24 protein-coding genes and 1 pseudogene are annotated in these 26,572 nt (G+C 64.6%); 10 read left to right on the plus strand and 15 right to left on the minus strand.

Annotated features, from left to right (window positions below):
• Positions 1-324: 324 nt before the first annotated feature.
• The 5 genes from RF641_RS14630 to RF641_RS14650 form a co-directional block, all read right to left on the minus strand.
• On the minus strand, positions 325-1,374 hold the full coding sequence (locus RF641_RS14630; RefSeq protein ID WP_053799009.1) for a hemolysin family protein: 1,050 nt from the start codon (positions 1,372-1,374) through the stop codon (positions 325-327).
• Positions 1,371-2,717, minus strand: a complete 1,347-nt coding sequence (locus RF641_RS14635) for a hemolysin family protein (RefSeq protein WP_053799010.1) — start codon at positions 2,715-2,717, stop codon at positions 1,371-1,373. Before RF641_RS14635 ends, RF641_RS14630 begins: the two co-directional genes overlap by 4 nt.
• Positions 2,718-3,007: 290 nt before the next feature.
• Complete coding sequence (locus RF641_RS14640; protein ID WP_424573488.1) at positions 3,008-4,189, minus strand: NAD(P)/FAD-dependent oxidoreductase; 1,182 nt, start codon at positions 4,187-4,189, stop codon at positions 3,008-3,010.
• Between the two features lie 202 nt (positions 4,190-4,391).
• Positions 4,392-4,688, minus strand: coding sequence for an antibiotic biosynthesis monooxygenase family protein (locus tag RF641_RS14645; RefSeq protein ID WP_053799012.1), 297 nt, complete (start codon positions 4,686-4,688; stop codon positions 4,392-4,394).
• 117 nt (positions 4,689-4,805) lie between these two features.
• Positions 4,806-6,707, minus strand: a complete 1,902-nt coding sequence (locus RF641_RS14650; RefSeq protein WP_424573489.1) for an acyltransferase family protein — start codon at positions 6,705-6,707, stop codon at positions 4,806-4,808.
• Between the two features lie 188 nt (positions 6,708-6,895).
• Between RF641_RS14650 and RF641_RS14655 the strand changes: the two genes are divergently transcribed.
• The 6 genes from RF641_RS14655 to RF641_RS14680 all read left to right on the plus strand — a co-directional run bounded on the left by RF641_RS14655 (position 6,896) and on the right by RF641_RS14680 (position 12,125).
• Entirely contained in the window at positions 6,896-7,519 is a 624-nt protein-coding gene (locus tag RF641_RS14655; RefSeq protein WP_424573490.1) for a hypothetical protein, read from the plus strand.
• Positions 7,516-8,226: a response regulator transcription factor gene (locus RF641_RS14660; protein ID WP_424573491.1), complete on the plus strand. Its 711-nt coding sequence runs from the start codon at positions 7,516-7,518 to the stop codon at positions 8,224-8,226. Before RF641_RS14655 ends, RF641_RS14660 begins: the two co-directional genes overlap by 4 nt.
• Positions 8,223-9,491 carry a sensor histidine kinase gene (locus RF641_RS14665; RefSeq protein WP_047120341.1) on the plus strand — a complete coding sequence of 423 codons (1,269 nt, stop codon included), beginning with the start codon at positions 8,223-8,225 and terminating at the stop codon, positions 9,489-9,491. The genes RF641_RS14660 and RF641_RS14665 overlap by 4 nt, the downstream gene beginning before the upstream one ends.
• Before the next feature lie 302 nt (positions 9,492-9,793).
• Positions 9,794-10,447 (plus strand): hypothetical protein, encoded by a 654-nt coding sequence (locus RF641_RS14670; protein WP_424573492.1) that lies wholly within the window; start codon positions 9,794-9,796, stop codon positions 10,445-10,447.
• A 188-nt stretch (positions 10,448-10,635) separates the two neighbouring features.
• Complete coding sequence (locus RF641_RS14675) at positions 10,636-10,848, plus strand: hypothetical protein (RefSeq protein WP_424573493.1); 213 nt, start codon at positions 10,636-10,638, stop codon at positions 10,846-10,848.
• Between the two features lie 287 nt (positions 10,849-11,135).
• The gene (locus RF641_RS14680) at positions 11,136-12,125 is read left to right on the plus strand and encodes a YeiH family protein (RefSeq protein WP_424573494.1); all 990 of its coding nucleotides are present in this window, start codon (positions 11,136-11,138) and stop codon (positions 12,123-12,125) included.
• Positions 12,126-12,135: 10 nt separating this feature from the next.
• On the opposite strand, the gene RF641_RS14685 is transcribed toward RF641_RS14680, so the two are convergent.
• The 9 genes and pseudogenes from RF641_RS14685 to RF641_RS14725 all read right to left on the minus strand — a co-directional run bounded on the left by RF641_RS14685 (position 12,136) and on the right by RF641_RS14725 (position 22,219).
• Entirely contained in the window at positions 12,136-12,828 is a 693-nt protein-coding gene (locus tag RF641_RS14685; protein ID WP_424573495.1) for an ASCH domain-containing protein, read from the minus strand.
• A 363-nt stretch (positions 12,829-13,191) separates the two neighbouring features.
• Complete coding sequence (locus RF641_RS14690) at positions 13,192-13,992, minus strand: cytochrome c oxidase assembly protein (protein ID WP_424573496.1); 801 nt, start codon at positions 13,990-13,992, stop codon at positions 13,192-13,194.
• Positions 13,989-14,450 (minus strand): annotated as a pseudogene (locus RF641_RS14695) (DUF2243 domain-containing protein). The gene RF641_RS14690 and the pseudogene RF641_RS14695 overlap by 4 nt, the downstream one beginning before the upstream one ends.
• 6 nt (positions 14,451-14,456) lie before the next feature.
• Positions 14,457-15,581, minus strand: coding sequence for a YihY/virulence factor BrkB family protein (locus RF641_RS14700; protein WP_244910864.1), 1,125 nt, complete (start codon positions 15,579-15,581; stop codon positions 14,457-14,459).
• A gap of 165 nt (positions 15,582-15,746) precedes the next feature.
• Positions 15,747-16,688, minus strand: a complete 942-nt coding sequence (locus tag RF641_RS14705; protein WP_424573497.1) for a zeta toxin family protein — start codon at positions 16,686-16,688, stop codon at positions 15,747-15,749.
• A 149-nt stretch (positions 16,689-16,837) separates the two neighbouring features.
• Positions 16,838-18,220, minus strand: a complete 1,383-nt coding sequence (gene allB / locus RF641_RS14710; protein WP_424573498.1) for an allantoinase AllB — start codon at positions 18,218-18,220, stop codon at positions 16,838-16,840.
• A 143-nt stretch (positions 18,221-18,363) separates the two neighbouring features.
• On the minus strand, positions 18,364-20,157 hold the full coding sequence (gene gcl, locus RF641_RS14715) for a glyoxylate carboligase (protein WP_424573499.1): 1,794 nt from the start codon (positions 20,155-20,157) through the stop codon (positions 18,364-18,366).
• Positions 20,158-20,482: 325 nt separating this feature from the next.
• The gene (locus RF641_RS14720; RefSeq protein ID WP_424573500.1) at positions 20,483-21,382 is read right to left on the minus strand and encodes a 2-hydroxy-3-oxopropionate reductase; all 900 of its coding nucleotides are present in this window, start codon (positions 21,380-21,382) and stop codon (positions 20,483-20,485) included.
• A 39-nt stretch (positions 21,383-21,421) separates the two neighbouring features.
• Entirely contained in the window at positions 21,422-22,219 is a 798-nt protein-coding gene (locus RF641_RS14725) for a hydroxypyruvate isomerase family protein (protein WP_424573501.1), read from the minus strand.
• A gap of 480 nt (positions 22,220-22,699) precedes the next feature.
• Between RF641_RS14725 and RF641_RS14730 the strand changes: the two genes are divergently transcribed.
• The 3 genes from RF641_RS14730 (at position 22,700) to RF641_RS14740 (ending at position 25,246) form a co-directional block, all read left to right on the plus strand.
• The gene (locus tag RF641_RS14730; protein ID WP_272926293.1) at positions 22,700-22,825 is read left to right on the plus strand and encodes a hypothetical protein; all 126 of its coding nucleotides are present in this window, start codon (positions 22,700-22,702) and stop codon (positions 22,823-22,825) included.
• A gap of 131 nt (positions 22,826-22,956) precedes the next feature.
• On the plus strand, positions 22,957-24,486 hold the full coding sequence (locus RF641_RS14735; protein ID WP_424573502.1) for an NCS1 family nucleobase:cation symporter-1: 1,530 nt from the start codon (positions 22,957-22,959) through the stop codon (positions 24,484-24,486).
• Positions 24,487-24,496: 10 nt separating this feature from the next.
• Positions 24,497-25,246 carry an aspartate/glutamate racemase family protein gene (locus tag RF641_RS14740; protein WP_424573503.1) on the plus strand — a complete coding sequence of 250 codons (750 nt, stop codon included), beginning with the start codon at positions 24,497-24,499 and terminating at the stop codon, positions 25,244-25,246.
• A gap of 232 nt (positions 25,247-25,478) precedes the next feature.
• Here the strand turns inward: RF641_RS14740 and RF641_RS14745 are convergent, their stop codons facing one another.
• Positions 25,479-26,159, minus strand: coding sequence for an NAD(P)H-binding protein (locus tag RF641_RS14745; protein WP_424573504.1), 681 nt, complete (start codon positions 26,157-26,159; stop codon positions 25,479-25,481).
• A 196-nt stretch (positions 26,160-26,355) separates the two neighbouring features.
• Here RF641_RS14745 and RF641_RS14750 point away from each other — a divergent pair, with 196 nt between their 5' ends.
• Complete coding sequence (locus RF641_RS14750; RefSeq protein ID WP_047120975.1) at positions 26,356-26,571, plus strand: DUF2945 domain-containing protein; 216 nt, start codon at positions 26,356-26,358, stop codon at positions 26,569-26,571.
• Position 26,572: the final 1 nt, after the last annotated feature.

Consider the following 26,572-nt stretch of genomic DNA (forward strand, 5'->3'; position numbering starts at 1 on the left):
GGGATGTGTAGGTCACCGCTTTTACAGTTCACGGAAATCAGCCCATTTCAGAATGACCTTCGTCACCATTGCCCGAAATGGGGTCAAACACCGCAAAATCAGCCCCATCACAACCGGCGCACTCCCCCGCGGCCGTATTTCCCAGACGCCCGGCATTTCTCGTTCAAGAGTTACTTTGATGGTTTCCCAGCGCTCGGCCAAGTGCGCTCAGGCTGGAGACGCGCCGGTTATGCGCGGCAACAGTGGCCGAAGCGCAGGCACCTGCTTCATCAACAGTTCGCACTACCGGAAGTCCGCCGGATGGGAATACGCTGGGCCATATCGCTAGGCTTCCCAGCTCGCCACCGTGGTCTGGTCGCGGATCTGGCCGACCAGCTCGGCGAGCATGTCCTCAAGTGTCACGATGCCGGTGACCTTGCCGGTGGCGGCGTCCTTCACCAGCGCCAGGTGGGCGCCGCTGCTCTGCATCTGCTGCAGGGCGGTGCGCACCGGCTGCTGCGCGGTGAACTCGGGCAAGGCGCGCACCGCAGCCTGCTCCAGCGTCTGGGAGCGCTCGGCGGCCCCGCGTCCCAGCACGTCCTTGATGTGCACGTAGCCCACCGGCTTGCCGTCCTCGATCAGCGGGAAGCGGGAGAAGCCCTGCGAGGCGGCCTGCTCCACTTCGGCCACCGTGCTGCTGCGCGGCAGGGTGCGGACCTTGCCGAAGTCGATGGCCACCGACTCGATGCTGTGCGCGTCGAAGTTCAGCGCACCCATCAGCAGCTGCTCGTCATGGTGGTCAAGCAGTCCACCGGAGCGCGACTCGGCCACCATGTCCGCCACCTCGTTGCGGGTGAACGCGCTGGCCACCTCGTTTTTCGGGGTCACACCCATCAAGCGCAGGAACAGGTTGCCCAGCGCGTTCATGGTCCACAGCACCGGGCGCAGGATCTTCACCAGCACGACCATGCTCGGGCCGAGGATCAGCGCCATGCGCTCCGGTCCGGCCAGCGCCATGTTCTTCGGCACCATTTCAGCCAGCACCACGTGCAGGTAGGTCACCAGGATCAGGGCGATGGCATAGGACAGCGGATCGATCCACGACACCGGGATGCCCATGGCCTCGAACGGCCCGGCCACCGCGTACTTCACCAGGGGCTTGGTCACGTAGCCCAGCGCCAGGGAGCAGACGGTGATGCCCAGTTGCGCGCCGGCCATCACCAGGGAGACATTCTCGATGGCCCACAGCGTCATCTTGGCACTGCGGCTGCCCGCCTGAGCCTTGGGCTCGATGATGCTGCGGCGGGCGGAGATCAGCGCGAACTCCGCGCCGACAAAGTAGAAGTTCGCAGCCAGCAGCAGGACTGTCAGGATGATTCCGGTTAAGTCGCTCATCGGTTCTGCTCCTGTTCATCCAGTTCCACCGCGGTCAGTTCCACCGTGGCGATCCGCGAACCGTCCATTTCAATGACCGTAAAGCGCAGTTCCTTCTCGGGCTGCCCCGGGAGGCCAGGGACCACCAGCGTCGCCTGGTCTCCGACTTCACCGAGCTTGCCCAGCTGCAGGGTCACCAGGCCTGCCAGGGTTTCGTAGTCAGCGTCGCGCGGGATCTGGCAGCCGACCAGTTCATTGGCTTCGTCCGGCCGCAATGCCGCATCGAGGATCCACGAGTTCTCGCCCAGCACCTGCACGGTGCCGTCTTCCGGGTCGTGCTCGTCGCGCACTTCGCCGACGATTTCCTCCACCAGGTCCTCAAGGGTCAGCAGCCCGGCGACGTCTCCGGTTTCGTCGATCAGCACTGCCATCTGCAGGTCCTCGCGGCGCAGCTGGTCCATCAGCTCGTCCAGCTCCACGGTGTCGGGAACCAGCGTGGCTTCCTCGGCCAGGGTGCCCACCGCGGTGGTCTCCCGCCGCTCATAGGGCACGGCCAGCAGGGTGCGGATGCGCACCAGGCCGTCGACCTGGCGGCCGTCGTCGCTGAGAATCGGGAATCGCGAGTGGCCGGTGTCGGCGGCCAGCGCAAGCACTTCCTGCACGCTCTGCTCGGCGGCGATGCTGACCATGCGCGAGCGCGGGGTCATGGCGTCGTGGCCGCGGCGGTTGCCGAAGGCCACGGTGCGGCGCATCAGTTCCGCGGTCTGCGAGGGCAGCACGCCTTCGCGGGCCGAGTGGCCCACGAGCGCCACCAGTTCCTCGGAGGAGCGCGTCGAGGCCAGCTCTTCCTGCGGTTCGATACCGAAGCGGCGCACGATCCAGTTGGCGTTGCCGTTGAAGAACACCAGTAGCGGCTTGGTCACGGCGCTGAATCCGCGCTGGAAGCCCACCACTGCCTTGGCGGTAGCGAAAGGCTTGGCGATGGCGAGGTTCTTGGGAACCAGCTCGCCGAAGACCATGGTCAGGATGGTGGCCAGCACCAGGGCGATGGCCACGGAGACCGAACGCGCAAGCGTCGGATCCAGCCCGGCGTCCTGCAGCGGCCCCACCACCAGGGCGGCGATGGCCGGCTCGGCCAGAAAGCCGATACCCAGGTTGGTCAGGGTGATTCCAAGCTGGGCTCCGGACAGCTGTGTGGACAGGGTGCTCATGCCCTTCAGCACGCCGGACGCGCGGCGGTCACCGGATTCCGCGGCCTGCTTGACCTGATTGCGGTTAACCGTGATCAGGGAGAATTCTGCGGCCACGAACAGGCCGCATCCCGCGATCAGGACGATGGCCAGCAGCAACGATATCCACTCCATTATTTACACCCCCTGCCGCAATGCGTCTGAACGGCATTCCTACCGGGCAGAGGGTTAGGCCTGTGACATCTACTGTCGCCTGAAGCGTCCATCGTTCCCTTCCGATCGGAGTATCTTCCTCCGATCCACATCATGTGAATATTAATTATGCGGGGTCTGTGGGCCCCGAAAAGACCGAATTCCGAAGAGTTTGCCAGATCCCCTGCCCGCTCACAGGAATCTCAAAACTTCGTTCCCTGCCGGGGAGCTGGAACGCGCCAACGGGGCGCAGTGAAGGCTGTGCTCCGGGTCTAGCGGCGAACCGCTATCCCTGCCGCAAGCCTGCCGCTGGCCAGGGCGCCCTGGATCGAGGGCTGGGCAAAGTCCCCGGCCAAGGTGATCCCGGGAAGCTTGGTATCCAGCGGTTCCTGTCCCGGGGCCAGGGACGGCAGTGCGTCGGGAATGTCGTGGCGGACCAGCAACCGCCAGTCCCTGCGGGTCTCGCCGAGCAGGTCGGCGGCCTGGTCCAGCGCCGCCTCGTCATCCAGCCCGTGGTCCCCCACGGCCGTCGCCTCCACCAGGTGCCAACCTGCCGGGGCGTAGGAGGGCGCAACATTGGAGATCACCGCGGCATGCGCGAGTGCCGCGCCCTCCCGGACGTCTACGTGCAGGAACGGAAGTTCCGAGGGACGGTGCGGCGTGGCAAACCACCAGGTGCTCAGCGAATTCGTGGGTGGTTCCGGTTGCCCAGAGAGCCTGGCGCTGTGGCGTGGGCCGGCGGCAATGATCACGTGGTCCGCCACGAGGTCGCGACCCGACTCGCAGCGCACCTGCACCTGGCCGGCCGCATCCACGGCAACGGAATCCACGGGTGCAGACAGCTGGATGTGCTCGCGCAGGGGTTCGGCAAGCTGCTGGGCAAGAGCCGCCATACCCTGGGCCGGGAGCGCAGGACGCCCAATGGCGAAGTACCACGAGAGCGTGCGGGCCAGCGCGGCTGGCACCTGCAACTGGGAATCGGCAACGACCCCGGAGAAGAATTTCTCGACGACCTTCCGGAACTGGGCGGAGAACCCTGACCGCTCAATGGATTCGCGCAGCGTCAGCGAAGAGTTGCCGGCCAGGCGGACCCAGCGCCAGGCAGCCGCCAGATCCGGTGCCCCCACGGATCCGCCGAACAGATGCGCGGCGCGTACGGGGTGGTGCAAGGGATCGGCCAGAACCTCCAGCGAGGATTCGCCGCGGACCGCTACCCCTTTGCCGAAAGGATGCAAATCCAAACTTCGCAGGGACGCAGTGCGTCTGGCTTCCGGATAGCTAGGGTTGAGCAGCTGGAAACCGCGGTCGCAGCGGAACCCGTCAATGATGTCGGTGGCCACCCGGCCACCGACCGTCTCAGCCGCTTCAAGCACGGTGACGTCGTGCCCCTGCTCGAGCGCCACGCGGGCTGCCTGCAATCCGGCGAGCCCCGCCCCGACAACTATCAGCTTCACGCGCATCTCCCTTGCCAAACGACCCGTACTGCCACCCTGCGCGGAGCAGCAACGGCCCCGCGGTTGCTCCAAGCGTATCCACGGGCCGTTCCCACGTCACCTCCCATGCAAACCAACCCAGCCCGCGCCAAGGATCCCGTACTTGAGACGGCAAACGCCCCAGCACCATCAGGTGCCGGGGCGCAGTCAGGGGATGCCGTGCCTACAGTTCCACGACCTCGAACTCCATCAGGTCCGCGCCGCTGGCTACCGGCTTCTTGCCGTCGTTGGGCGCGTGGGCAGCTTCGGAACGCTTGTTGCGCCAGTTCTCGAAGTCATCGCGGGTGGCCCACTGGGTGTAGACGAAGTAGCGGTCCTCGCCATTCACCGGACGCAGCAACTGGAAGCCTTCGAAGCCAGGCTCCTGGTCAACCGAGTGCTTGCGGGCTGCGAAGCGCTTTTCCAGCTCCGGTCCTGCTTCGCCGGGAATCGACAGGGCATTAATGACAACAATCGACATGTCTCACCTTTCGTGACCCGGCAGATTCCGGGTATGAATGCTACATTTCCCAGCCTACGCGCGAGCACCCTGATCCGGGCGGCGTATGACGCCGCAACAGGCCAGCGCACTGCGGTCTCAGAGCCTCGCTACCGCCTGAGCGAGCAGTTTTCCGTAGGCGGCGCTGCCATGCGGTCCGGGATGGATCTTGTCCCGGGCAATGTCGTCAATACCCTCCGCGGTTCCGGCCCAGTCGACCAGATGGGTTCTGGAATCGGCTTCGGCGGCCGCGTGGAGTTTGCCGTTGACGCTGCCGATCCACTGCCGCGGAGCGTACGCCGTGACCAGCAGCAGTTCGCGCTTCGGTCCGAGGATCCGCCGGACTTCGTCCAGGGTTCCCGCCGGCAGGTCCCCATTGGTCCCAAGGCCAAGCACCACCACTTGGCGCAACTTACCAGCGCTTTTCAACTCCCGCAATTGTGCAGGCGCGTCCCAGATCTGCGCTCCGACCGAGGCATCAATAGAAATCCCCGGCAGCCTCTTCAACAGTTGCTGTGAGGAGGCGAGCATCACCGAATCCCCCAACGCCGTGACATCGCTTCCAGTGAAGTTCCGTGGGCTGCGCGCAGGTTTTCGCGAATCATTCGTCGATTCATGGGCAATTGCGCCAGGAGGCGTCGCGTCGTTTGATTCCGGAACCCGGGCGGATTCTTGCTGTTCCGCCAAAACATCTTGGGCTTGGGCCAGCTCCTGTTCCAGCTGGCTTTGCTCCGGAGACGCAAGGAGCACGGACACAGCGCATGCCGGGACCAGCACCAAGGCCAGCAGCGGCAGCACCGAGGCGAAGCTTCCCGTCGTTCCGTTCCACACCCGTTTGACCCGCTCGGCGATGCGCCCGGACCAGCCAGCCACGGCGGTTTTGAAACCGTAACGCAGAATCGGCTCCTCGACGAACCGCCAGGACAGTTCGGCGGCCAGAATCACCAGCGGGATAGTGCACAGCACCGCTGCCGTGGCCGCCTGGGGCGGGAATACCGTTTGGGCCAGCAGCAGCAGGGGCCAGTGCCACAGGTACACCCCGTAGCTCCGGTTGCCCAACCAGCACAGGCCTTTTATGCTCAGCATCGCCCGTGTCAAGGTCCCGGATATCATCAGCGTGAGGATCAGCAGCGTTCCGAGCAGGCTGAACAGCGCCATGCCGCCCTGATAAGCCGCGGCAGAAGCGTCCGGAAGGAAAAAGAATCCGCCCAGCATCGCCAGCAGCATCAGGACCTGGGACAGCTGGATGAACATCAGCTTCCGGCGCGGCACCGTCGCGTCCGCAGGTTTTCTGCTCGCACTGGCTGCGGCGCCCGCGGATCCGAGCAACAGGCCGAAACCGTGCGTCCAGGTTCCGAAATACAGCACGCTTGAATCCTTGGACGGGTCGAAGCCCCAGGCCATACTCGCCGCGGAGGCAATGGCCAGGACCAGGATTCCGCACATCAAGGCCCGGCGGCTTCGCAGCAGCCACGCCAGCGCGGCCAACACCAGCGGCCACAGCAGGTAGAACTGCTCCTCAACTGCAAGTGACCAGAAGTGCTGGAAATACGCCGGTTCCATCGACGCGAAATAGCTGTTGCCGTGGGCAATCTGCATCCAGTTGCTGGTGTAGGTCAACGCGCCGGCCCACTGCCAGCGCAGCCCGGCTGGAAGCTGCCCCGCAGCCAGCAGTGCCAGCGCCGTTGAAACCACCAGCACCAGAACCATGGCCGGCAGCAGGCGCCTGGCTCGTCGGCTCCAGAAGGCGCGCAGGTCGGGGAATCGTCCGGCTTCCGTGCTCCGAAGCAGGCCGCCGGTAATGAGGTACCCGCTCAGGACGAAAAACAGGTCCACTCCAAGGAAACCTCCGGGCAAGGCCGCAGGCCAGAAATGGTAAACGAGCACGGCAAGCACCGCGATGCCGCGCAGTCCGTCCAGGGCGAAATTGCGGGTCGGTGTTTCGCGGATGGGCGTGGCCGCACCCGGTGGTGGAGCTGCGAGGGAGACTTGATGATTCACGGTTAAGATGCTTCCAACACGCACCGACTGCCAGCTCCCGACCACCTATCGGCAATCCATCGGTTTTGTTACACAATCGACAGATTGCTCGACGGCAGTTTCAGGCGTTTTCACGGACTGCCGCGGGCATAATTGGCAGTGCCGGTCAGCGCTCCGCACACTTCCGGCAGACAATCGAAAGGGATCCCGTGGCTTTACGGCGTGCACTCGGCATGCTCTGCGCACTGCTGCTATGTTGTGGAACCAGTGCCTGCAGCTCCAACGATCCGCTGCGGATCGAATCTCCGGCGCTCCCGACCACGCCTGCCGCGCAGTCCTCCGCACCATCAATCAACGATGAAAGGGCCTGGGAACGGCCTTTCTCTCCCGCGCAGGTCAGGCAGGTCCTGCTGGCCACCGACCTGGATGCCGTGAGCACCCGGGAGAACTCCGAAGCGGACATCCGCGAGTACCTGACCGAATGCGACAAATGCCTGGTCGCGCTGCCCGCCTACGAAACTGCAGGCGAAAAGTTCCAGATCTACTCCGTGAGCACCGCCGGGGACGCCTACAGCTTCGCTTCCTTCGCCATCCGTGATGCCAAGGGCACACCGGAGGTCGCGCTCGCCGTCGGAGGCTCGGACGTGTACCTGAGCGCGGGCAAGGAAGGCAGCCTTGTCGCACAGGAAGCTGTCTACAAACCCGATGACCCCATGTGCTGCCCCTCGGGCTGGTCGGTACGCATGTTCCGCTACCAGGATGGGCAGTTCATCCAAGGCGATTCCTTCGCCAGCCCGGTCGATCCGGCCCAGGACCAGGGGACGGAGCAGTGAAGGCCGATGGCGTCCGAGTGCTGATGATCGAGGACGACGCGGTCATCCGGGAGGCAACGAGCATCGGACTTGAGCGCCTGGGCTATCACGTCCTCGGGGCCGAGGACGGCTTGGAAGGCCTTGAGCTCTTCCGACGCCTGCAGAAAGAAGACCCGGTGGACGCGGTACTGCTGGATGTCATGCTGCCGACCATGAACGGAACCCAGGTCTGCCGCCAGATGCGCGGCTTCAGCAACATACCGGTGATCATGCTCTCGGCCCGCGGCGAAGGCCTGGACATGGTCACCGGGCTGGACGCCGGGGCGGACGACTATCTGGCCAAGCCGTTCGACCTGCAGGTGCTCGACGCCCGGTTGCGGGCGGTGCTGCGGCGCACCGCGATGCCGCAGGCCAACACCGTTGCCCATGGAGAACCGGTGCCGGACGCGAAGGGGCTGGACATCGACCCGCACCGGTTGGTGGTGACGCTGGATGCGCGGGAGATCCACCTGACTCCCACCGAGCTGAAGATCCTGCTGATGCTCAGCGAGGATCCGGGGGTGGTCGTCTCGCGCAGCGATATCCTCTCCGAGGTCTGGGGCTACACCTGGGATGCCGACCACCGCGTCATCGATGTCCATGTCCAGCGGCTGCGCCGGAAGATCGGAGCATCGCGCATCGAGACAGTCCGCGGCTTCGGCTACCGGCTGCAGGATCAAGCGCCATGAGCCTGCGGTGGAAAATTACCGGGATGACCATCCTGTCGGTCCTGCTGACCTTGGTGATCTCGGCGCTGCTGGTGCGCCAGATGATCACGATTTCCGAGGAACAGCGGCTGCGCGACGAGGCCACCGGCTCGCTGAAGCAGGCGGTGCGGATCCTGGATGAGACGGGAATCAGCATCCTGGGAGCCAAGGTCAACGATCCGCAGCTGCCGGCCGAGGCCCGGGATGCCGCCAAGGCAGGCCAGTACATCACCTACCGTGCGAGGCTCGACGGCCAGGACATCATCTACGCGGCAGCCCCGGTCAGCCTGGGCACGCAGCCGGCAGTCCTGTCCCTGTCGGTGTCCTGGGCCAACAGCCAGCAGATGCGGCACAGCGTTGACACCGCCCTGCTCTGGGCAGGTGTCGCGACGCTGGTTCTGGTCTCGGCATTGGGCACGCTCATCGTTTCCCGCCTCGTCCAAAGGCTGTCCAAGGGCTCCCAGGCGGCGCGCGCCATCGCCTCCGGCGAGCGCCGGGTGCTGGTGGAAGACGCGATCGGCAAACCCTTCGGAGGCAAGGACGAAGTCGACCAGTTCGCCGAGGCAGTGGACGCCATGGCCCAGAAGCTGAACGCGAAGCTCGCGGCCGAGCAGCGTTTCTCCGCTGATCTCGCCCATGAGCTGCGCACCCCGTTGACCGGGCTGGTCACCGCCGCCAGCCTGCTTCCCGAATCGCGTCCCACGCAGCTTGTCCAGGACCGGGTCGCCAAGCTGCGCAACCTCGTCGAGGACCTGCTCCAGGTCTCGCGGCTGGAGTCAGGCGTTGAAACCGCCCAGCTCTCAGAGCTGGACCTTGATTCCTGCGTTGCCGACATCATCGGGCGCATCTGCGAACGGCGGCCCGAGCAGTGCGCACATCTCGAGCTTCAGCTGCAATCCGGCGGCAGCACGGTGCTGGTGGAACCCAAGCGTCTTGAGCGCATCCTGGAAAACCTCGTCAGCAACGCCTCGACCCATGGCTCCGGGGCAATCCTGGTCGGCACCCGGGGCACGAGCGTCAGCGTGCTGGACCACGGGCCGGGTTTTCCGCGCAGCATCCTCGACACCGGTCCTGAACGCTTCGTCTCCAAGGGTGGCGGCATCGGGTTGGGGCTGACCATCGCCAGCGGACAGGCGCAGGCCCTGGGCGCCACGATGAAACTGTCCAACCACGGCGGCGCCCGGGTGGAGCTCACGCTTCAGGCGCGCACGGCAACAGCGGCAGCTCCCAGATCTCCCAGTGCCTGAGCGCTTGGCGGCTATCGTGCATGCCCCGGCAGGGCAGGCAGGCTGCGGTAGCAGGCGATCACTCCCGCGCGAATATGTCGTGGGGTCTGTCTGGCGCAGCTGAGCAGGCCACCGGGAACCGGGTACTCGACGTCACGGCAACGCACCCGACGCACATTCCGAACATTCGCTGAGGGCGAGTTCTCTATTTACCTTTGACCAGAACGGTAATAATCCAACTTATAAGATTGAAGTTGGGCATTTCGTTCGTTGGTATCGCTTGGCAGTTGCGCTATTCATCGAAGAATGGAAATTAGTGTCTAATGAGCCAACGCCGCGTCTTCTGGCGCTTTGTCCTGCCCATTTCCTGGCTGCTGACCGGTTCGGTGATCGCCGTCAGTCTTGTCAGCCTCGCCTTCACCGGCAGCAGTTCGGCCAACGACGATCAGCTGGATCCCACTGGTGAAGTGCCGGCGGAAACCGTCACGGTCGGCAAGGCCACGGTGAAGAACACCCTGGCCATTACCGGGACCATCAAGCTCGATGAAGCCCAAACGCTCAACGCCCCGGTGGACGGCGTCGTGAACTGGGCCTTCGTCAAGCCCGGCGACAACGTGAGCAAGGGCGCCCGGATCTTCCAGATCCGCGCCGAAATCCAGCCCGAGGCCACGGACACCGCCAGGTCCGCTGACAACGGTTCGAAGTCCGCGGACGAACAACCCCAGACGCCGGCCAAAGCCGTGGTGACGTACCACGACGTGCGCGCCACAGCCACGGGCAAGGTCGGCAAACTCGCCATCGCGCTCGAGGACAGGTCACCAAGGGCACAGCCCTGGGCAAGATGCAGCCGGAGAACTTCTAGGCAGCCGGCACCATCAACCCGTTGGACCTCTACCGGCTCACGGAACGCACCCAGAGCGCCGAGATCTCCATCGAGGGAGGTACCGAACCATTCGATTGCAAGAACCTGTCCGTAGCGGACTCCGCCTAGGAAACCCTTGAGGCGGCGCCGGGCTCCGAGCTGGAATCCGACTCCACGATCCAGGGCATCGAGCCGGGCATGGGCTCCTTGGACGACGGAGGGCAGCCCGACGGTGGGTCGGGCAGCGAAATCTCCTGCGACGTCCCCGAGGATGGGGTGGTCTTCGAAGGTCTGTCCATGTGCATGGACATCGCTGCCGAATCGGCCGAAAACGTGCTGACAGTGCCGGCCACCGCGGTGGCCTGCGGGCTCGAGGTGCTGATCTCCATGGCAATCGTCAGCAACCCGAAGCTGATCAATTCGGTGCTGGCCACCGGCCTGGACGAAATGCCGGGCTTCCTGGTCAATGCCCCCTGCTGGGCATGGGGGGGGGGTTCCGTTGCGGTAGGGCGCTGACAGGTGTGATGCCGGCACGCGTGCGGATCGTGGACGCGATCCGCGTCTAAACCGTCCAGCGCTTGCGGGACCGGCGGGAATCGAGACTATTCCTCGGTGCCCGCCGCCTGCAATTAACATCCCATATGAGTGCGATATGACCGTGATAGCGATATAGGCATCACCGGCAGGAGCCGAATCATGGCAAAGTCAATTACATGGCACTTGATGAACCCAAACGAACAAATATGTCGGCGGATCCCGCCCCCGCCCCGGCAGGCGATGATGCGCAGCCGAAACCTTCCGTCATGACACGGGTCAGCAGCTTCCTTCCCGGTATCATTCTGTGTCTGGCAATGGGCGGCGTATCGCTGGCCGCGGCCCGGCTGGTGCCAGGCATGAGCGCGCTGCTGATCGCGATCCTGCTCGGCGCGCTGTGGCGCAACCTGGCGCCCGTGCCGGCGGTCTTCGGACCCGGGGTCACTCTCTCCGGGAAAAAGCTGCTGCGTACCGGCATCGTGCTGCTGGGCTTCCAGCTCTCGCTGGGCGCCATCCTGGCCCTCGGCCCGGGCGTGCTGGTCATCGTGGTCCTCTGCGTGGGCGTCACCTTCCTGGCTACCGTATGGATCGGCGGACGCATGGGCATTGAGCTGCCCCAGCGCCTGCTGATCGCCGCCGGATTCTCCATCTGCGGCGCGGCCGCCGTGGCCGGCGCCGAGGGCGCCACCCGGGCCAAGCAGGACCAGGTGGCCACCGCCATCGGTCTGGTGGTGCTCTTCGGCACCCTGATGATCCCGCTGACCCCTGCGCTGGGCGTGCTGCTGAGCCTGAGCGAGACGAACATCGGCGTGCTCATCGGCGCCTCCACCCACGAGGTGGCCCAGGTGGTCGCCGCCGGCGGCGCCGTGAGCGCCACCGCACTGAGCGTGGCAGTCACGGTGAAGCTGGCCCGCGTGGTCATGCTCGCCCCGATCATGGCCGGACTGTCCCTCTACATGAGCCGCAAGCACAACATCGAGGGCGGCAAGAAGCCGTCGCTGGTCCCGCTGTTCGTGGCGCTGTTCCTGGTCGCCATGCTGATCCGCACCAGCGGCATCCTGCCCGAGTCGTTCCTGTCGCTGGCTTCCACCGCGCAGACGGTCCTGCTGGCGGCTGCGATGTTCGCCCTGGGCCTGGGAGTGCACCTGAAGTCGATCGTGAAGTCCGGCGGACGCGCGCTGGTGCTGGCACTGCTGTCAACCCTGGTCATCCTGGTCATCGCCGTGGTCGGCGCGCTGCTCTACAGCCCGATCCAGTAGGCCAGCTGCCTCACGACGAGGACGAATCCGCGAATTCCGGCGGCCAGCAGATCTCATCACGCTCTAGCAGCAGCTCTTCGCCCGGCTGAGTGGTCTGTTCCGGCGACCATTCGCAGCCGAGCTCCGCCTGGGTGCGCGTCCAGAACTCATTGTGCACCCGGCGCCAATATTCAAGCGAGAGATCCCCTTCGCCTTCGGCGGCGGCGAACTCGGCGGGCACGTCGAAGAAGCTGGAGCGCTGCACAGAAACCACGCGCTGGATGATCCGCGGTTCGCCCGAACCGTCGCACACTATCCAGCGGTCCCCCGCCTTGGGTTCGGGTTCGCCATGCTGCTTATATTCCTTGGCCAGCGACGAGGTGGCACGCTTGGTTCCGTACATGACCTCATGCAGCAGCTCGTCGGCCAGCTCGGCGCTGTCGCCGTAGCATTCGACCACATAGCCCGGCGCGTCCTCGGGCGCGATGGAGCGGGCGGACAGGTACGCGAGCCACATTTTCTCTGCGGCTTCCAGGTTCAGCTCGGGCAGTTCGCTCATGTGGCCATCGTACTGGTCGTCCAGCTCGAACTCCCTGTAGAAGTCGGGGTTGGACGGCATCAGGAACCGGCTCGCCTGGCCGCCGTGCACATGGAGCATGTTCACCCGCAGGACGGCTTCGCCGACACAGAAAATCGACATTCCGCTGAGGCTGTATTTCGTCATCCGGCAATCCTTCGTCGGGTCCGGCCAGATGACCTCCGCAGGCGTGAATCGCAGCTTCACGTCGTATTTCTGCGCCGGCTCCCCGGGAATGCTCACGAAGTCATGGGCTGGCCCGCAAGTCCCTCGGCCCGCTGCATCAAGATCTGCACCGGCTGCGCATACAAGTCCTCGTCTGACTCGTCCGGAGGTATCGGAGCCGGATGTGGTTCCGGGTGCATGCACTGAAGGCTGCTTGACGAAATACGTCGGGACATCCATCGTCGCGACCTCTCTGGACGACAAGCTGTCCGGCGCGAGTTTCCGTAGCCTGTTGAATGCAGGAGGGTTTTCCTTTTGATGCTTCAGGGGGCATGAATGCCTATCTCAGAGCTGGCCAGCGGTCTTCCTGCGATGTGACTTCGCCCGGTTCCCCAGAACCCACGGGAGGCAGAGGCCTATGAGAAGGGCGATTTCGACGGGCATGCCGGCGTAGTACATGATCTGCGCGCCCGTCTGGGCGTCGGCTACTTGCAGGCCTGCAGGAGGCATCGCGTAGAGGCTTTTGGCCAAGATGTTGTGTGCAGCAATGGCCATGACCATCACAGCCGCGCGTTCTCCGGGGCTTCGCCGGTGTGGCGCGGGATCCGGCCCGCCGAGAATTGCATAAGCGAACAGATAACCCGCCAATAGCAGGTGCAACTGGATGAAGGCACCCACCAGCAGGTTGTGGTGCATCAGTTCGAACAGCGGCGATCTATAGATCAACCTGAGTCCGCCGACATTCAAGATCGCCGCCACGAAGGGGTTCGTCACGAAACCAGCCGCTTTGCCGGAAAGAAGCCGTCCAAGCCGTCGGGCGGTGGCATGCGGCAACGCCCGCAGGGCCAGCGTGACCGGCGCTGCGAGCACCAGCAGCAAGGGGGCCAGCATTCCCAGTAACACGTGGACGACCATGTGCACGGGGAAATCATGGTGCGCAAGCTCGGCCAGAGGACCATACACGGAAACCAACACCAGCAGGCAACCAGCAAACCAGGATACCGTACGGTGCGCTGGCCAAGTGCTCCCCTGTTCCCGAAGCTTTTTATGCGCCAGCCCGTAGAGCACCATGGCCGACATAATTGCCGCCGCCCAGATGAGCTGCGCGGGATCCGTGGCCCACGTTTGATCCACGGCCTTAGTCACGATTCGTGCCTGCGCTGCATTCGACTCGTCATGACCCAGAGGGCAATCCCGGCTGCGAGCATCACGGCGGCGACCACGTTCCACACCACATCATAGGGAAGCAGCGGAACTCCATACCTGATTTGGTGCAGGCCCAGCAGCTTATGCTGGCCCAAGCCGTCATACAGCTGGAAGAATCCCGCTCCGGTGAGCATGCCGGCGGCAAATGTCAGCTTGGCGAACTTGGCATCGCGGACCAGCCCCACCACTATCAGCAAGCCCGCGACGGTAGCAAACTAACTGAACGCATGGAATAGCCCGTCGGATACCAGACCCATGGAACTGCTGGACTTGTCGTAGAAGTGGTGCCAGTGCAACAGCTGGTGGAACACCACTTCGTCCAGGAACGCTATGCTTCCGAGCCCCAGGAACACTCCGGTGGACAGGTTTCGGCCACGCGCTGTGATGGGAAGATCCATCGGCGCTCACTCCCGGGGGGTGCCGGTATCCGGCTTCGAGCCACCGGAGGTCTCGTCCAGGTCTTCCTCGCGTTCCAGCTCTGCAGCGATCCGCAGCTGCTTGCCCTCGCGGATGTCCTTCTCCTCCTTGGACAGCTGCTTCTCGCTGGCTTTGATGTCCCGCGGAGGAAGCTGGATTGAGCTCTCTGCGGCAATCCCGGACTGAAGCTGCCGGGCGCGCTCCACTTCTGAATCGAACACGACGCCGAAGAGCAAAGACAGGTTGCCGATCCAGATCCACAGCAGGAGCACGATTACGCCGCCAATAGCGCCGTAGGTTTTGTTGTAGTTTGAGAAGTTGGCGACGTAGAAGAAGAATCCAAGGGTGGCAATGGCCAGGATCAGCAGTGCAATAGCCGATCCGAGGCTGATCCAGCGGAATTTTGGTTGCCGCACGTTCGGCGTCCCGTAGTAGAGCAAGGCGATCATGAGCACCGCCGCCAGCACAATCACCGGCCATTTGGCGATATTCCAGACCATGATCGTGGTTTCCCCGAGCCCGACGACATCTCCGATGGTCTGGGCCACTGGTCCCGAGACGACGAGCAAGATGATCAGCAACGCCGCGCACAGGAGCAAGACCAAGGTCACCAGCAGCATGATCGGCTTCAGCTTGTACGCCGGGCGGCCTTCCTGCACGTCGTAGATCTGGTTGATGGAACGGCCAAATGCCCCCACATAGCCCGAGGCGCTCCACAGCGCACCGATCAAACCGACAGCAAAAGCCAGTCCGGCCGACGGCGCCGCGGACAGCTGCTCAATCGGTTGCCGGAGCGTCTCAACCACTTGATCGCTGGCAAACCGATCGAGAATATCGATCATGGTCTTGGTGGTGGTTTCGGCTTGACCCACCAATCCCAGCAGCGAGACCAAAGCCAGCAGGCCGGGGAAGATGGAGAGCATCGCGAAGTAGGTCAGTGAGGCGGCCAGGTCCGTGCACTTGTTGCGGGAGAACTCGCTCAGCGAACGCTTGAAAATGTACTTCCATGAATTGCCGTGAAGCTGGACCGGCGAATCCGGTTTCGAGTCGTCCTCCGGTTCAGGGGCATTCTTGTACTTGCGCCGCGTATCCGTGGCCGTTCCTTCATCCACGTCCGGGCGACCTTCAAACGGGTGACCAGATGCCCCGGTTGACTTGACCATTTCCAAACCTCCGCGAGATCTTCGACTGCTCTTGTCCTTTTGCCGACATTGAAGCAGGATCCGGTGAAGCGCATCAATGGCATTGCCGAAATACTCAGGAAGAGTGGCGCGCGGCTAGGGTTGCGGCGTGGCTGCCAGTTCCGCTCCGTAACCGGATCTGGACATGTCCACTTCCAGTGAGCCGAAGTCATCAGCATCTGCCGTGTCGCTGTCGGCAGTGCGGTACGCGCGGTAGCGCAGCACCGCAGGCGACTGGAAGGCCAGTTTCTCGGCAATGATCTCGGGCTTGGACTTGTCCCCCGGGGCGTCGAAAACCTTGCGCGCAAACTGGTAGGGAACCCAGCGGGCGCCCAAGTCATCCTCGCCGTGCAGCGAGGCCTCGTAGGCTTCCTCCCAGCGCTGAGTGATGCGTTGCTGCGAGACCTCGAACGGCACGCGCACCTCCACGATCTCGACACGGTAGCCTGCCTCGTCCAGCTCGGCCATCAGCTGCTTCGCTCCATCCGCCGAGTGCAGCACCTTGTCCACCACGATATTCACTCCCTCGGCAATGCACTGGCTGCGCAACTGGGTGGAGAGCTGGGAGGATTCCTCATGCACCAACGTCGCCAGCTCCAACGGGAAGAACTCTTCCCCGGCGGCTTCGCGTAGCTGGACCTCTTCGGGCTTGATCGTGCTCTCGTAGCTACCGTCAGCCTGCGCTTGGCGCAGCAGAAGCTCCTTGAATTCATCGGCGTCCAGCACCAGATAATCCTCCAGATGCTCGCCGAGCAGCTCCTTGAGCAAGGTGCTCTTTCCGGCCCCCGGAGCGCCGGCCAGGATGACAGCACGCCGCTCCTGCTTGGCCCGGGGCCATTTCCGGCGATAGTCGGATTTCAGCCGTTCGTGCAGCTTGCGGCGCTCCGGCTTGGGCTTCATGGATTCGCCCCCGTCCTGGTAGAACCACTCGGGATTAGACACCGTGATGTTCTGCGAGTCCTGCGCCAGCGCCTCGCCCGGCCGCGACATGCGATCCACGGTGCGTCGGTGGTGTTCAATCTCCTCTTTTGCCGCCATGTGCCGTTCCTTCCTTTTCCTCCACCGTAGCGGGGCGGATTTCCGGGTGCGAGAACGCGGCCCGGAATTCCAGCCGGTTTCCAGCAAAAACACCCCAGGATGCCGCCGGCCACCGGCGGCATCCTGGGGTGTTGCGACTCTCTGCGGTTCTAGGCTTCGCCGCGGCGGATCAGCTTCCCGCGGGGGGTCGCGAAGTCCACGTCGTTGCCGGCGATGATCGAGCGGCGCACCACGCCGGCCAGGGTCTTGCCGTGGTACGGCGAGATCGGGTTCTTGTGGTGCAGCTTCTCCACGTCCACCACGAAGGCGTCCTCCGGGGCGAACAGCGCGAAGTCCGCATCATTGCCCAGGGCGATGGAGCCCTTGTGCTTCAGGCCCGCCAGCTCGGCAGGCTTCACCGCCATCCACTGCACAACCTGTTCCAGGGCGATGCCACGCTTCTGCGCTTCGGTCCAGATGAGCGGCAGGCCCAGCTGCAGCGAGGCGACGCCGCCCCAGGCCACGCCGAAGTCGCCGTTCTCCACGTCCTTCAGGTCGATGGTCGAGGGCGAATGGTCCGAGACGATGCAGTCGATGATGCCTTCTTCCAGGCCGCGCCAGAGCAGCTCACGATTGGAGGCCTCGCGGATCGGCGGGCAGCACTTGTAGGCGGTGGCGCCGTTCGGGATCTCCTCGGCCAGCAGCGTCAGGTAGTGCGGGCAGGTTTCCACAGTGATCTTCACGCCGTCCGACTTCGCGGTCTTGATCATCGCCAGCGCATCCGAGCTGGACAGGTGCAGCACGTGGGCGCGTACCCCGGTCCAGCGGGCGCGCTCGATCACCTGGGCGATCGCCACGTTCTCCGCGCCGCGCGGACGCGACTTCAGGAAACGGTCGTACTGGTCGCCCTGGGCTTCCGGGGCGTGGTCGATGGCGCTGGAGTCCTCGGCGTGCACGATCATCAGCGAGTCGAAAGACTTCAGGACCTCCATGTCCTCTTCCATCTCGTCCACGGTCAGCGACGGAAACTCGTCGACGCCCGAGTGCAGCAGGAAGCACTTGAAGCCGAAGACGCCGGCGTCGTGCAGCTCGCGGAGGTTCTCCTTGTTGCCGGGGATCGCCCCGCCCCAGAAGCCGATGTTCACGTAGGCCTTCGGCTGCGCCGCGGCCTTCTTGATCTCCAGCGCTTCCAGATTCACCGTCGGCGGGATGGTGTTCAGCGGCATGTCGATGATGGTGGTGACACCGCCCGCGGCGGCGGCCTTGGTGGCGGACTCGAAGCCCTCCCACTCGGTGCGGCCCGGCTCGTTCACGTGCACGTGGGTATCGACCAGGCCCGGGAGCAGCACCTCATCGGCTCCAACGTCGATCACGCGTTCGCCCTGCAGGTTGTTGCCCAGGGGTTCGATCGCGACGATCTTGCCGTCGCGCACGCCGATTTCCCGCGGGGAAATCCCCGCGGTGGTCAAGATGCGTTCTCCGCGCAGCACCAGATCGTACTGGGCCTGTGCGGATGAACGTGCGTCGTGTTCAACAGCTTCGTTGATGCTCATGAGGCGTTCCTACTCGTTTGAAATCTGTACTTCGTGATTCAGGCTCTAAATGAGTCTAATTGGTTGTGGCGCGGGACACACCCTTTTGGTGAACCGGTGTCCCGCGCCAAACTTAGTGGTGACTAGGCAGTGACGACTGGCCTCTAGGCATCCACGGTGACATTGTCACCCAGCGGCACCAACGCGGTTGGCGCATCGCCAGGCTCCAATGCCAGGTCCTCGAATTCATTGACGGCATCCAGCTGTGCGCCCATCGCGATGTTGGTGACCTTTTCCAGGATCACTTCCACCACCACCGGCACCTGGTGCTCGTCGGCCAGGGCCTTGGCCTGGGCGAAGCCCTCGGCCAGCTTGGCAGGGTCCTGAACGCGCACTGCCTTGCAGCCCAGGCCCTCGGCGACCTTGACGTGGTCCACGCCGTAGCCGTTGGTCTCGGGGGAATTGATGTTGTCGAAGCCCAGCGAGACGTGGTAGTCCATCTCGAACGGTCGCTGCGACTGGCGGATCAGGCCCAGGTACGAGTTGTTCACGACCACGTGGACGTACGGCAGCTTGAACTGCGCGCCCACGGCCAGCTCCTCGATCATGAACTGGAAGTCGTAGTCTCCGGAAAGGGCGACCACGCGCTCGCCCGGCTTGCCGCGCACGACGCCCAGGGCGGCCGGTCCGGTCCAGCCCAGCGGGCCGGCCTGTCCGGCGTTGATCCACTTGCGCGGACCATAGACGTGCAGCATCTGCGCGCCGGCGATCTGGCTCAGGCCGATGGTGGACACATAGGTGGTGTCCTGGCCGAAGGCCGCGTTCATCTCCTGGTACACGCGCTGCGGCTTGATCGGGATGTTCTCGAAGTTGGTCTTGCGGTGGCCGGTGCCCTTGCGCGCGGTCGCCGCATCGGCCCACTGCGAGTAGTCCGGGATCGATCCGGCGGCCTTGCGCTCGCGCACGACCTCCAGGATCGCGTCGATCGCCGCGCCGGCGTCCGAGGTGATGCCCAGATCTGGGGAGAACACGCGTCCGATCTGGGTGGACTCGATGTCCACATGGATGAACTTGCGTCCCGCGCGGTAGGTGTCCAGCGCGCCGGTGTGCCGGTTGGCCCAGCGGTTGCCCAGGCCCAGCACCACGTCGGACTCCAGGAAGGTGGCGTTGCCGTACTTGGTGTGGGTCTGGATGCCGACCATGCCCGACTGCAGGCGGTGGTCATCCGGGATGGCGCCCCAGCCCATCAGGGTCGGGGACACCGGGATATTCAGCTCTTCGGCCAGCTCGACCAGCTTCCCGGACGCATTGGCGTTGATCACGCCGCCGCCGGCGATGATGATCGGCTTGGTGCCGCTGGTCAGCAGGTCGACAATCTTCTCCGCCTGGCCGCGCGTGGCCTTGGGCTTCTCAACCGGCAGCGGCTCGTAGGCGTCGATGTCGAAGTCGATCTCCGCCAGCTGCACGTTGATCGGCAAATCCAGCAGTACCGGGCCGGGGCGCGAGGAGCGCATGACCTGGAAGGCCTTGGCGAAGGTCCCCGGGACCAGTCCGGGCTCCAGGATGGTGGAGGCGTACTTGGTGACCGGCTTGGCAATGGACTCGATATCCACAGCTTGGAAGTCTTCCTTGTGCAGCACGCTGGTCGGCGCCTGTCCGGTGATGCACAGCATCGGGATGGAGTCGGCGATCGCGGCGTACAGGCCGGTGATCATGTCGGTGCCGGCCGGTCCGGAGGTGCCCAGGCACAAACCGATCTTGCCGGTGGCCCGCGAGTAGCCGTCAGCCGCGTGGCTGGCGCCCTCGACGTGGCGGTGCAGGGTGTGGCGGATGCCGCCATGCGTTTTCATCGCCGAGTACAGCGGGTTGATCGCGGCGCCTGGCAGGCCAAAGGCCTCGGTGGCGCCTTCCTTTTTCAGAATCAGCACAATGGCGTCTACAGCGCGCATTTTTGCCATGGGTTTCACTTCCTAGGAGTTTTCGGGTGCCCGGTGCCGGCGGAACTGAGCTGGAACGCCGGCGGCGGCGGGTCTTGGAGAGAGGGAGAGGTAGTGTCCTGCGGCGGACACCCGGGCGCATGAGTCACCATGACTTCGCGCCCTTGAGCATCGGAATCCGGCACTGAACTGGAACAGAGCTCAGTGCGCGCCGCTGATGTTTTCTCGTGCGGTGCCGTGTCATCACCGGCAGCAAGTCAGCAGCATCTGTGGGATCGGCGCGCGGCCGGATATCCGAGGGATTGAAGGTGCCCGGCGAGTCCGCCGCAGGAAGTTTTTCGGTCGGCTAGGCGCCGACGGTTTCCTCGACCTTGCCCGACAGGCGCTGTACGCCGCGGAAGAGGCCCGAGTGGTCCAGCGCGCCGTCGCCGCTGGCCACGGTGGAGGTCACCAGCTGGGCGACGAGTGCGCCGAGCGGAAGCACCACGCCGGCCTCGCGGGCGGCGGAGGTGACGATGCCCATGTCCTTGTTGTGCAGGGCCAGGCGGAAACCCGGGGCGAATTCGCGGTCCAGGATCTTCTGGGCCTTCTGGTCGAGCACGGCCGAGCCGGCCAGGCCGCCGCCGAGGACCTTGATGGCCGCGTCGGCGTCCACGCCGTAGGCCTCGAGGAAGACCACTGCCTCGCTCAGCGCCTGGATGTTGGCGGCGACGATCAGCTGGTTGGCTGCCTTCACGGTCTGGCCGGAGCCCGACGGGCCGACCAGCACGATGGTCTTGCCCACTGCGTCCAGCACCGCCGCGGCGGCATCGAAGTCAGCCTGCTCGCCGCCGACCATGATGGACAGCACGCCGCCGATCGCGCCGGCTTCGCCGCCGGAGACCGGGGCATCCAGCGGACGCAGGCCCGCGGCGCGGGCGTCTGCGGCCAGGCTGGCCGAGACGTCAGGGCGGATCGAGGAGGTGTCGATCCACAGTGCGCCGGCCTTCGCGTTGGCGAAGACGCCGTCCTTACCGGAGACAACGGCTTCCACGTCCGGGGAGTCAGGCACCATGGTGATCACCACGTCGGCGTCCTTCACGGCCTCGGCGACGGATCCGGCGCCCTTGCCGCCGGCGGCGACCAGGGCGTCGATGGCCCCCTGGCTGCGGTTGAAGCCGGTGACGGTGAAGCCGGCGTTGACCAGGTTCTTCGCCATTGGAAGGCCCATGATTCCCAGGCCGATGAATGCTACGTTCTGCGACATGTTTCTACTCCAAAAAATTTGCGGTGGTGCGATGGGTGCTTAGGCGCTGGCGGAAGCGGTCTTCAGCCAGTCGAAGGCGGTGGCGGCGTCCTGCTTGTATTCCAGGGAGACCTTGCCCGCGTAGCCCAGCTCGCGGGAGCGGCTGATCCAGTCCAGCAGCGGCAGGTTGCCGGTGCCCGGAGCTCCGCGGCCCGGGGCGTCGGCGATCTGGATGTGGCCGAAGTCCTTGGCGTGTGCCTCGATGACGGCTGCCACGTCGTCGCCGTTGACCGCCAGGTGGTAGAAGTCGGCCAGCAGGGCGATGTTCTGGCCGCCTGCCGCCTTGACCGCGTCCACCACAGCGAGTGCGTCGGCGGCGGTCTTCAGCGGGTAGGCCTCGGTGCCGGAGACCGGCTCGATCAGCACGGTGCCGCCGATCTTGGCGACTCCCGAGGTGGCGGCGAGCAGGTTCTTCACTGCCAGCTCGTCCTGCACCGCCGCCGTGAAGCCTTCCAGGCGGTTGCCGTACAGGGCGTTGAAGGAGGTGCAGCCGGTGGCTTCGCCGATGGCGGCGACCACTTCCACGTTGTCCTTGAACTCGCCGCAGCGTCCCTTCCAGGAGACCAGGCCGCGGTCGCCGGCAGGCATGTCGCCGGCGAAGAAGTTCAGTCCGTCCAGCTGCACGCCGGCGTTCTTGATGGAAGCAACGAATTCGTCGACCTGCTTATCGGTCGGCACGGCCTCTGCGAAGGGCCACCAGAACTCGACGCTGTCGAAGCCGGCAGCCTTGGCTGCGTCGGCGCGCTCCAGGACTGGGAGTTCGGTGAGCAGGATCGAGCAGTTCAAAGTGTACGACACTGGTTTTTCCCTTCGAGACCGTGCCCCAAGATTCCGCTTTATGGAATTTGGGTTTTGCTTTATGAAAACTGTAGGGCGAGATCCGCGTCACTGTCAAGCGCTACCCGGAACCCCGCGAAACATCGCGGGCAGCCGGCGCTAAATAAGCCTCCGCGCACCTCCGAAGCGCCCGGGCCGCCGCGCGAAAAGCTGGCATTTTTCCACGAGGCGAACAAATCCCTCCGAGATTTTTCCAAATTCAGCCCGCAGCATGCGGCACCCGATGACACCCCCAGCCCGACCTGATTAATTTCTTGCATCAGGGCACCGCGCCCACTCGCACCCCACTAGTGCGAGGTGAATCATTTCCGCCGCGTCCATATATCTCGCATTGCGGAATCTGTATTTTCTATTGCGGTAATGTGACCCATCACATACAGTTAATTCACCAAGCACGATTGGCACATATCTCGGAGTCAGATTCAAAACTCAGGAGCAGCCATGCAGAATCACTTCAGCACGGAGCACAGCATGAACCCGGTCGGCGAAACTTCGCTTCCGGTCCTGCCGTTCTCCGGCACGCCGGCAGAGTTCTATTCGAACTTCGGCATGCCGATCTACCCGTAGAGCCCCTCCCGCCGCCGTCGAACCCACGCGTTCAGACCCGCCGCGCACGCCTACCAGTAGATCCCGCCGCCCCGCCGTCATCCAGGCACTTTCCGCCTTCCGGCCGCGGCCCCTGTTAAAGGATGTCCATCATGGCGCAGAATACGCCTCAAGCTTCGCCTGCCCTTGCGGCAGAAACCGGGCACAACCGGTCGGGAATCGACCCCGCCAACCCCTATGAGCTCAGCCCCTCGCTCTACAATCAGGATCTCGCCCCGACCACCCGGTCCGGACGCACCTGGAGCGCCTACAGCATCTTCACACTGTGGGCCAACGACGTGCACTCGTTGGGCAACTACGCCTTCGCCATCGGGCTCTTCGCCCTGGGCATGAGCGGCTGGCAGATCCTGGGCGCGCTGGGCATCGGCGCGGTCCTGCTCTTCGCGCTGCTAACCCTCTCGGGGTTCATGGGCGAGAAGACCGGCGTCCCGTTCCCGGTCATGAGCCGCATCGCCTTCGGCATCAACGGCGCCCAGATCCCGGCGCTGCTGCGCGGGGCCGTGGCCATCGCCTGGTTCGGCATCCAGACCTTCCTGGCCTCCCAGGTGCTGTCCGTCATGGTCATCGCCCTGGCGCCCGGCGCCGCCGGCCTGACCGAGACCAGCTTCCTCGGCCTGAACACGCTGGGCTGGATCTGCTTCGTGGCCCTGTGGGGCATCCAGCTGGTCATCGTCAGCTACGGCATGGAGATGATCCGCAAGTACGAGGCCTTCGCCGGCCCGATCATCCTTGTCACCTTCCTGGCGCTGGCGATCTGGATGCTCTTCGAGTCCGGGTTCAATGTCGCCATGCACACCAGCACCCCTAAGTCCGGACTGGACATGTGGGTCGGCATGTTCGGCGCCGCCGCCCTGTGGGTCTCCATCTACGGCACCTTCGTGCTGAACTTCTGCGACTTCACCCGCGGCGCGGTCTCCAAGAAGGCAATCGTGCGCGGCAACTTCTTCGGCATCCCGCTGAACATGCTGTTCTTCGGCGCCATCGTCGTGGTGCTGACCGGCACGCAGTTCTCCATCAATGGGGACATCATCAGCTCGCCGTCCGACGTGGTCGAGGCGATCCCGAACACCTTCCTGCTGCTGCTAGCATCCGGCGCGCTGCTGGTGCTGACCATCGCGGTGAACCTGATGGCGAACTTCGTCGCCCCGACCTACGCGCTGACCAACCTGTTCCCCAAGCACCTGGACTTCCGCAAGGCGGCGCTGATCTCCGGCGTGATCGGCCTGGCCATCCTGCCGTGGAACCTGTACAACTCGCCCGAGATCATCAACTACTTCCTGGGCGGCCTGGGTGCGCTGCTCGGCCCGCTGTTCGGCATCATCATGGCGGACTACTGGCTGGTGCGCCGTGCGCGCATCAACGTCATGGACCTGTACCGCTCCGAGCCGGACGGCACCTACTACTTCACCCGCGGCTTCAACTTCCGCGCGATTGCCGCCCTGGCCATCAGCTCCGTGATCGCGCTGCTGCTGGCGTTCGTCCCTGCTCTGCACGTTCTCGGCGCCTTCGCCTGGTTCCTGGGATCGGGCGCCGGCGCGCTGACCTACCTGGCCTTGGCCAAACGCCACCAGAACCTCGTCGACCTGGACGGCGAAGCCATCGCCGTCACCCCGAAGCACTAGGAAGCCGACCATGCGCATTCTTGTACTGAACGTGAACACCACCGCATCCATGACCCGCGCCATCGGCGACTCCGCCCGCCAGGTCGCCTCCCCCGGCACCGAGATCGTGGAGCTGACCCCTGACTTCGGCGCCGACAGCTGCGAGGGCAACTTCGAAAGCTACCTGGCCGCGCTGGCCGTCATGGACAAGGTCGCGAACTACCCCGAGCCCTTCGACGCGGTCATCCAGGCCGGCTACGGCGAGCACGGGCGCGAGGGCCTGCAGGAGCTGCTGGACGTTCCGGTGGTGGACATCACCGAGGCCGCCGCGTCCACCGCCCATTTCCTGGGCCACAAGTACTCTGTGGTCACCACCCTGGACCGCGCGGTGCCGCTGATCGAGGACCGGCTGAAGCTGGCCGGGCTCACCGACCGGCTGGCCTCGGTGCGCGCCAGCGGGCTGGGGGTGCTGGAGCTGGAATCCGACCCGCAGCGCGCGGTGGAAGCCATCGTCGAGCAATCCCGCGCCGCCGTGGAGCAGGACAAGGCCGAGGTCATCTGCCTGGGCTGCGGCGGCATGGCCGAGCTGGAGGAGCAGGTCGCCGCAGCCACGGGCGTGCCGATCGTCGACGGGGTCCGCGCTGCGGTCACCATCGCCGAATCCCTGGTCCGCATGGGGCTGAGCACCTCCAAGGTGCGCACCTACGCGCCGCCGCGTCCCAAGCAGATCACCGGTTGGCCCATCACCCGCCAGCCAGCCGATGCCGGGACGCGCGCCTAGCAAACAGGGAGTCCCAGCCTAGTTGCTGCACAGAAACCCGTCCTAGACTCGTAAGTACCTCATGAAGGTGCGAGTGATGACAGGGAAATCCCCGCTGCTGATGCAGCGGGGATTTCCGTTTAAGCCCAATCCGTCGAAAGCCGGCTCTGGCACCGGACCTGGTTCAGGCCGCAGGCAAGACGAAGCCCCGTGAAGTTCACGGGGGCTTCATGTCCTTCATGCAATGGAAGCACTAGCTCCAGGCTTCCTCCATCGGCGTCTGCCCGTCGAAGAAGTTCGCCGTCTGGCGAATGAGCAGGCCCTTGCCGATCACCAGCGCAATCGCCTCGGCGACGTTCTCGCGCGAGGTATCGGCCGAGGCCGGGTCGCTGCCATCGATCTTGCCCGACGCGTCGGCGACATCGACCATGCCCGTCGCCGGACCCAAGGTCAGCGTTCCGGGGCCGAGAATCGTGTAGTCCAAATCCGAGTCGCGCAACACTTGGTCCGCATCGTGCTTGGCGCGGGCGTAGGGGTAGAAGGAATGCGTAGGGTCGAGGTTGTCGACATCGACCAGGGCGCGCGAGTAGGACACCATCACGAATCGCTTTACGCCGCTTTGCCGGGCCGCGCGGATCGCCCGCGATGCTGCCTCGAAGTCCACCGCGTTGGTACGGCGGGGATCGCCTCCGCCAGCGCCTGCCGAAAAGACGATGGCCTGCGCACCGTTGAACACCTCGGCCAGCTCATCCATCCCCGCACGTTCGATGTCGAGCACCACGGGGTTGGCCGATGCGGCCTCGACATCCGAGGCATGTTCCGGGTTCCGGATCAGCGCGTCCACCGCGAACCCCTTGGCCTTCAATTTGGGGGCGGCCAGCAATGCGATCTTGCCGTGGCCGCCAATGATGACTACTCGTGGTGATTCGGTCATAAAACTTCCTTCCTGCTTGGTATCCACTTCGCATAACCTCGCGATTCGGCCCACTATTCCATGGACCTGGTGGTGCGCGGCGCACCTCGGGCCGAACTCCCGGCTCCTGTACGGACTGCATCTGGGCAATCCTCATGAACGGTTGCTGCCTCCGTGCCCGGCTGGTTCAATGGCCGTAACCACCAAGGAGGTTCCCATGGCACGCACATTCAAGGTCGGCGACCACGTTTCGTGGAATTCCGAGGCAGGACGCGTCTCGGGCCGCATCGTCAAGGTCCACCACCGGGACTTCGACTACAAGGGGCACACCCACCGGGCGTCCTCGGAGGATCCGCAATACGAGATCAAGAGCGACAAGACCGATCACATCGCGGCGCACAAGGGCCAGGCGCTTCGGCTGCTCGACGACTAGA

This window comes from Arthrobacter sp. 'calajunan' (genome assembly GCF_046940185.1).
GTDB classification, from domain to species: Bacteria; Actinomycetota; Actinomycetes; order Actinomycetales; family Micrococcaceae; genus Glutamicibacter; species Glutamicibacter soli.

Bases quoted from the DNA above. Each gene is read 5' to 3' on its own strand.
- RF641_RS14630 (WP_053799009.1), bottom strand. From the start codon at position 1,374: ATGAGCGACTTAACCGGAATCATCCTGACAGTCCTGCTGCTGGCTGCG.
- RF641_RS14745 (WP_424573504.1), bottom strand. From the start codon at position 26,159: ATGACCGAATCACCACGAGTAGTCATCATTGGCGGCCACGGCAAGATC.
- RF641_RS14740 (WP_424573503.1), top strand. From the start codon at position 24,497: ATGCGCATTCTTGTACTGAACGTGAACACCACCGCATCCATGACCCGC.
- RF641_RS14720 (WP_424573500.1), bottom strand. From the start codon at position 21,382: ATGTCGCAGAACGTAGCATTCATCGGCCTGGGAATCATGGGCCTTCCA.
- RF641_RS14645 (WP_053799012.1), bottom strand. From the start codon at position 4,688: ATGTCGATTGTTGTCATTAATGCCCTGTCGATTCCCGGCGAAGCAGGA.
- RF641_RS14730 (WP_272926293.1), top strand. From the start codon at position 22,700: ATGCAGAATCACTTCAGCACGGAGCACAGCATGAACCCGGTCGGCGAA.
- RF641_RS14635 (WP_053799010.1), bottom strand. From the start codon at position 2,717: ATGGAGTGGATATCGTTGCTGCTGGCCATCGTCCTGATCGCGGGATGC.
- RF641_RS14670 (WP_424573492.1), top strand. From the start codon at position 9,794: ATGAGCCAACGCCGCGTCTTCTGGCGCTTTGTCCTGCCCATTTCCTGG.
- RF641_RS14685 (WP_424573495.1), bottom strand. From the start codon at position 12,828: ATGACGAAATACAGCCTCAGCGGAATGTCGATTTTCTGTGTCGGCGAA.
- RF641_RS14735 (WP_424573502.1), top strand. From the start codon at position 22,957: ATGGCGCAGAATACGCCTCAAGCTTCGCCTGCCCTTGCGGCAGAAACC.
- RF641_RS14665 (WP_047120341.1), top strand. From the start codon at position 8,223: ATGAGCCTGCGGTGGAAAATTACCGGGATGACCATCCTGTCGGTCCTG.
- RF641_RS14680 (WP_424573494.1), top strand. From the start codon at position 11,136: ATGACACGGGTCAGCAGCTTCCTTCCCGGTATCATTCTGTGTCTGGCA.
- gcl (WP_424573499.1), bottom strand. From the start codon at position 20,157: ATGGCAAAAATGCGCGCTGTAGACGCCATTGTGCTGATTCTGAAAAAG.
- RF641_RS14675 (WP_424573493.1), top strand. From the start codon at position 10,636: ATGGACATCGCTGCCGAATCGGCCGAAAACGTGCTGACAGTGCCGGCC.
- RF641_RS14750 (WP_047120975.1), top strand. From the start codon at position 26,356: ATGGCACGCACATTCAAGGTCGGCGACCACGTTTCGTGGAATTCCGAG.
- RF641_RS14705 (WP_424573497.1), bottom strand. From the start codon at position 16,688: ATGGCGGCAAAAGAGGAGATTGAACACCACCGACGCACCGTGGATCGC.
- allB (WP_424573498.1), bottom strand. From the start codon at position 18,220: ATGAGCATCAACGAAGCTGTTGAACACGACGCACGTTCATCCGCACAG.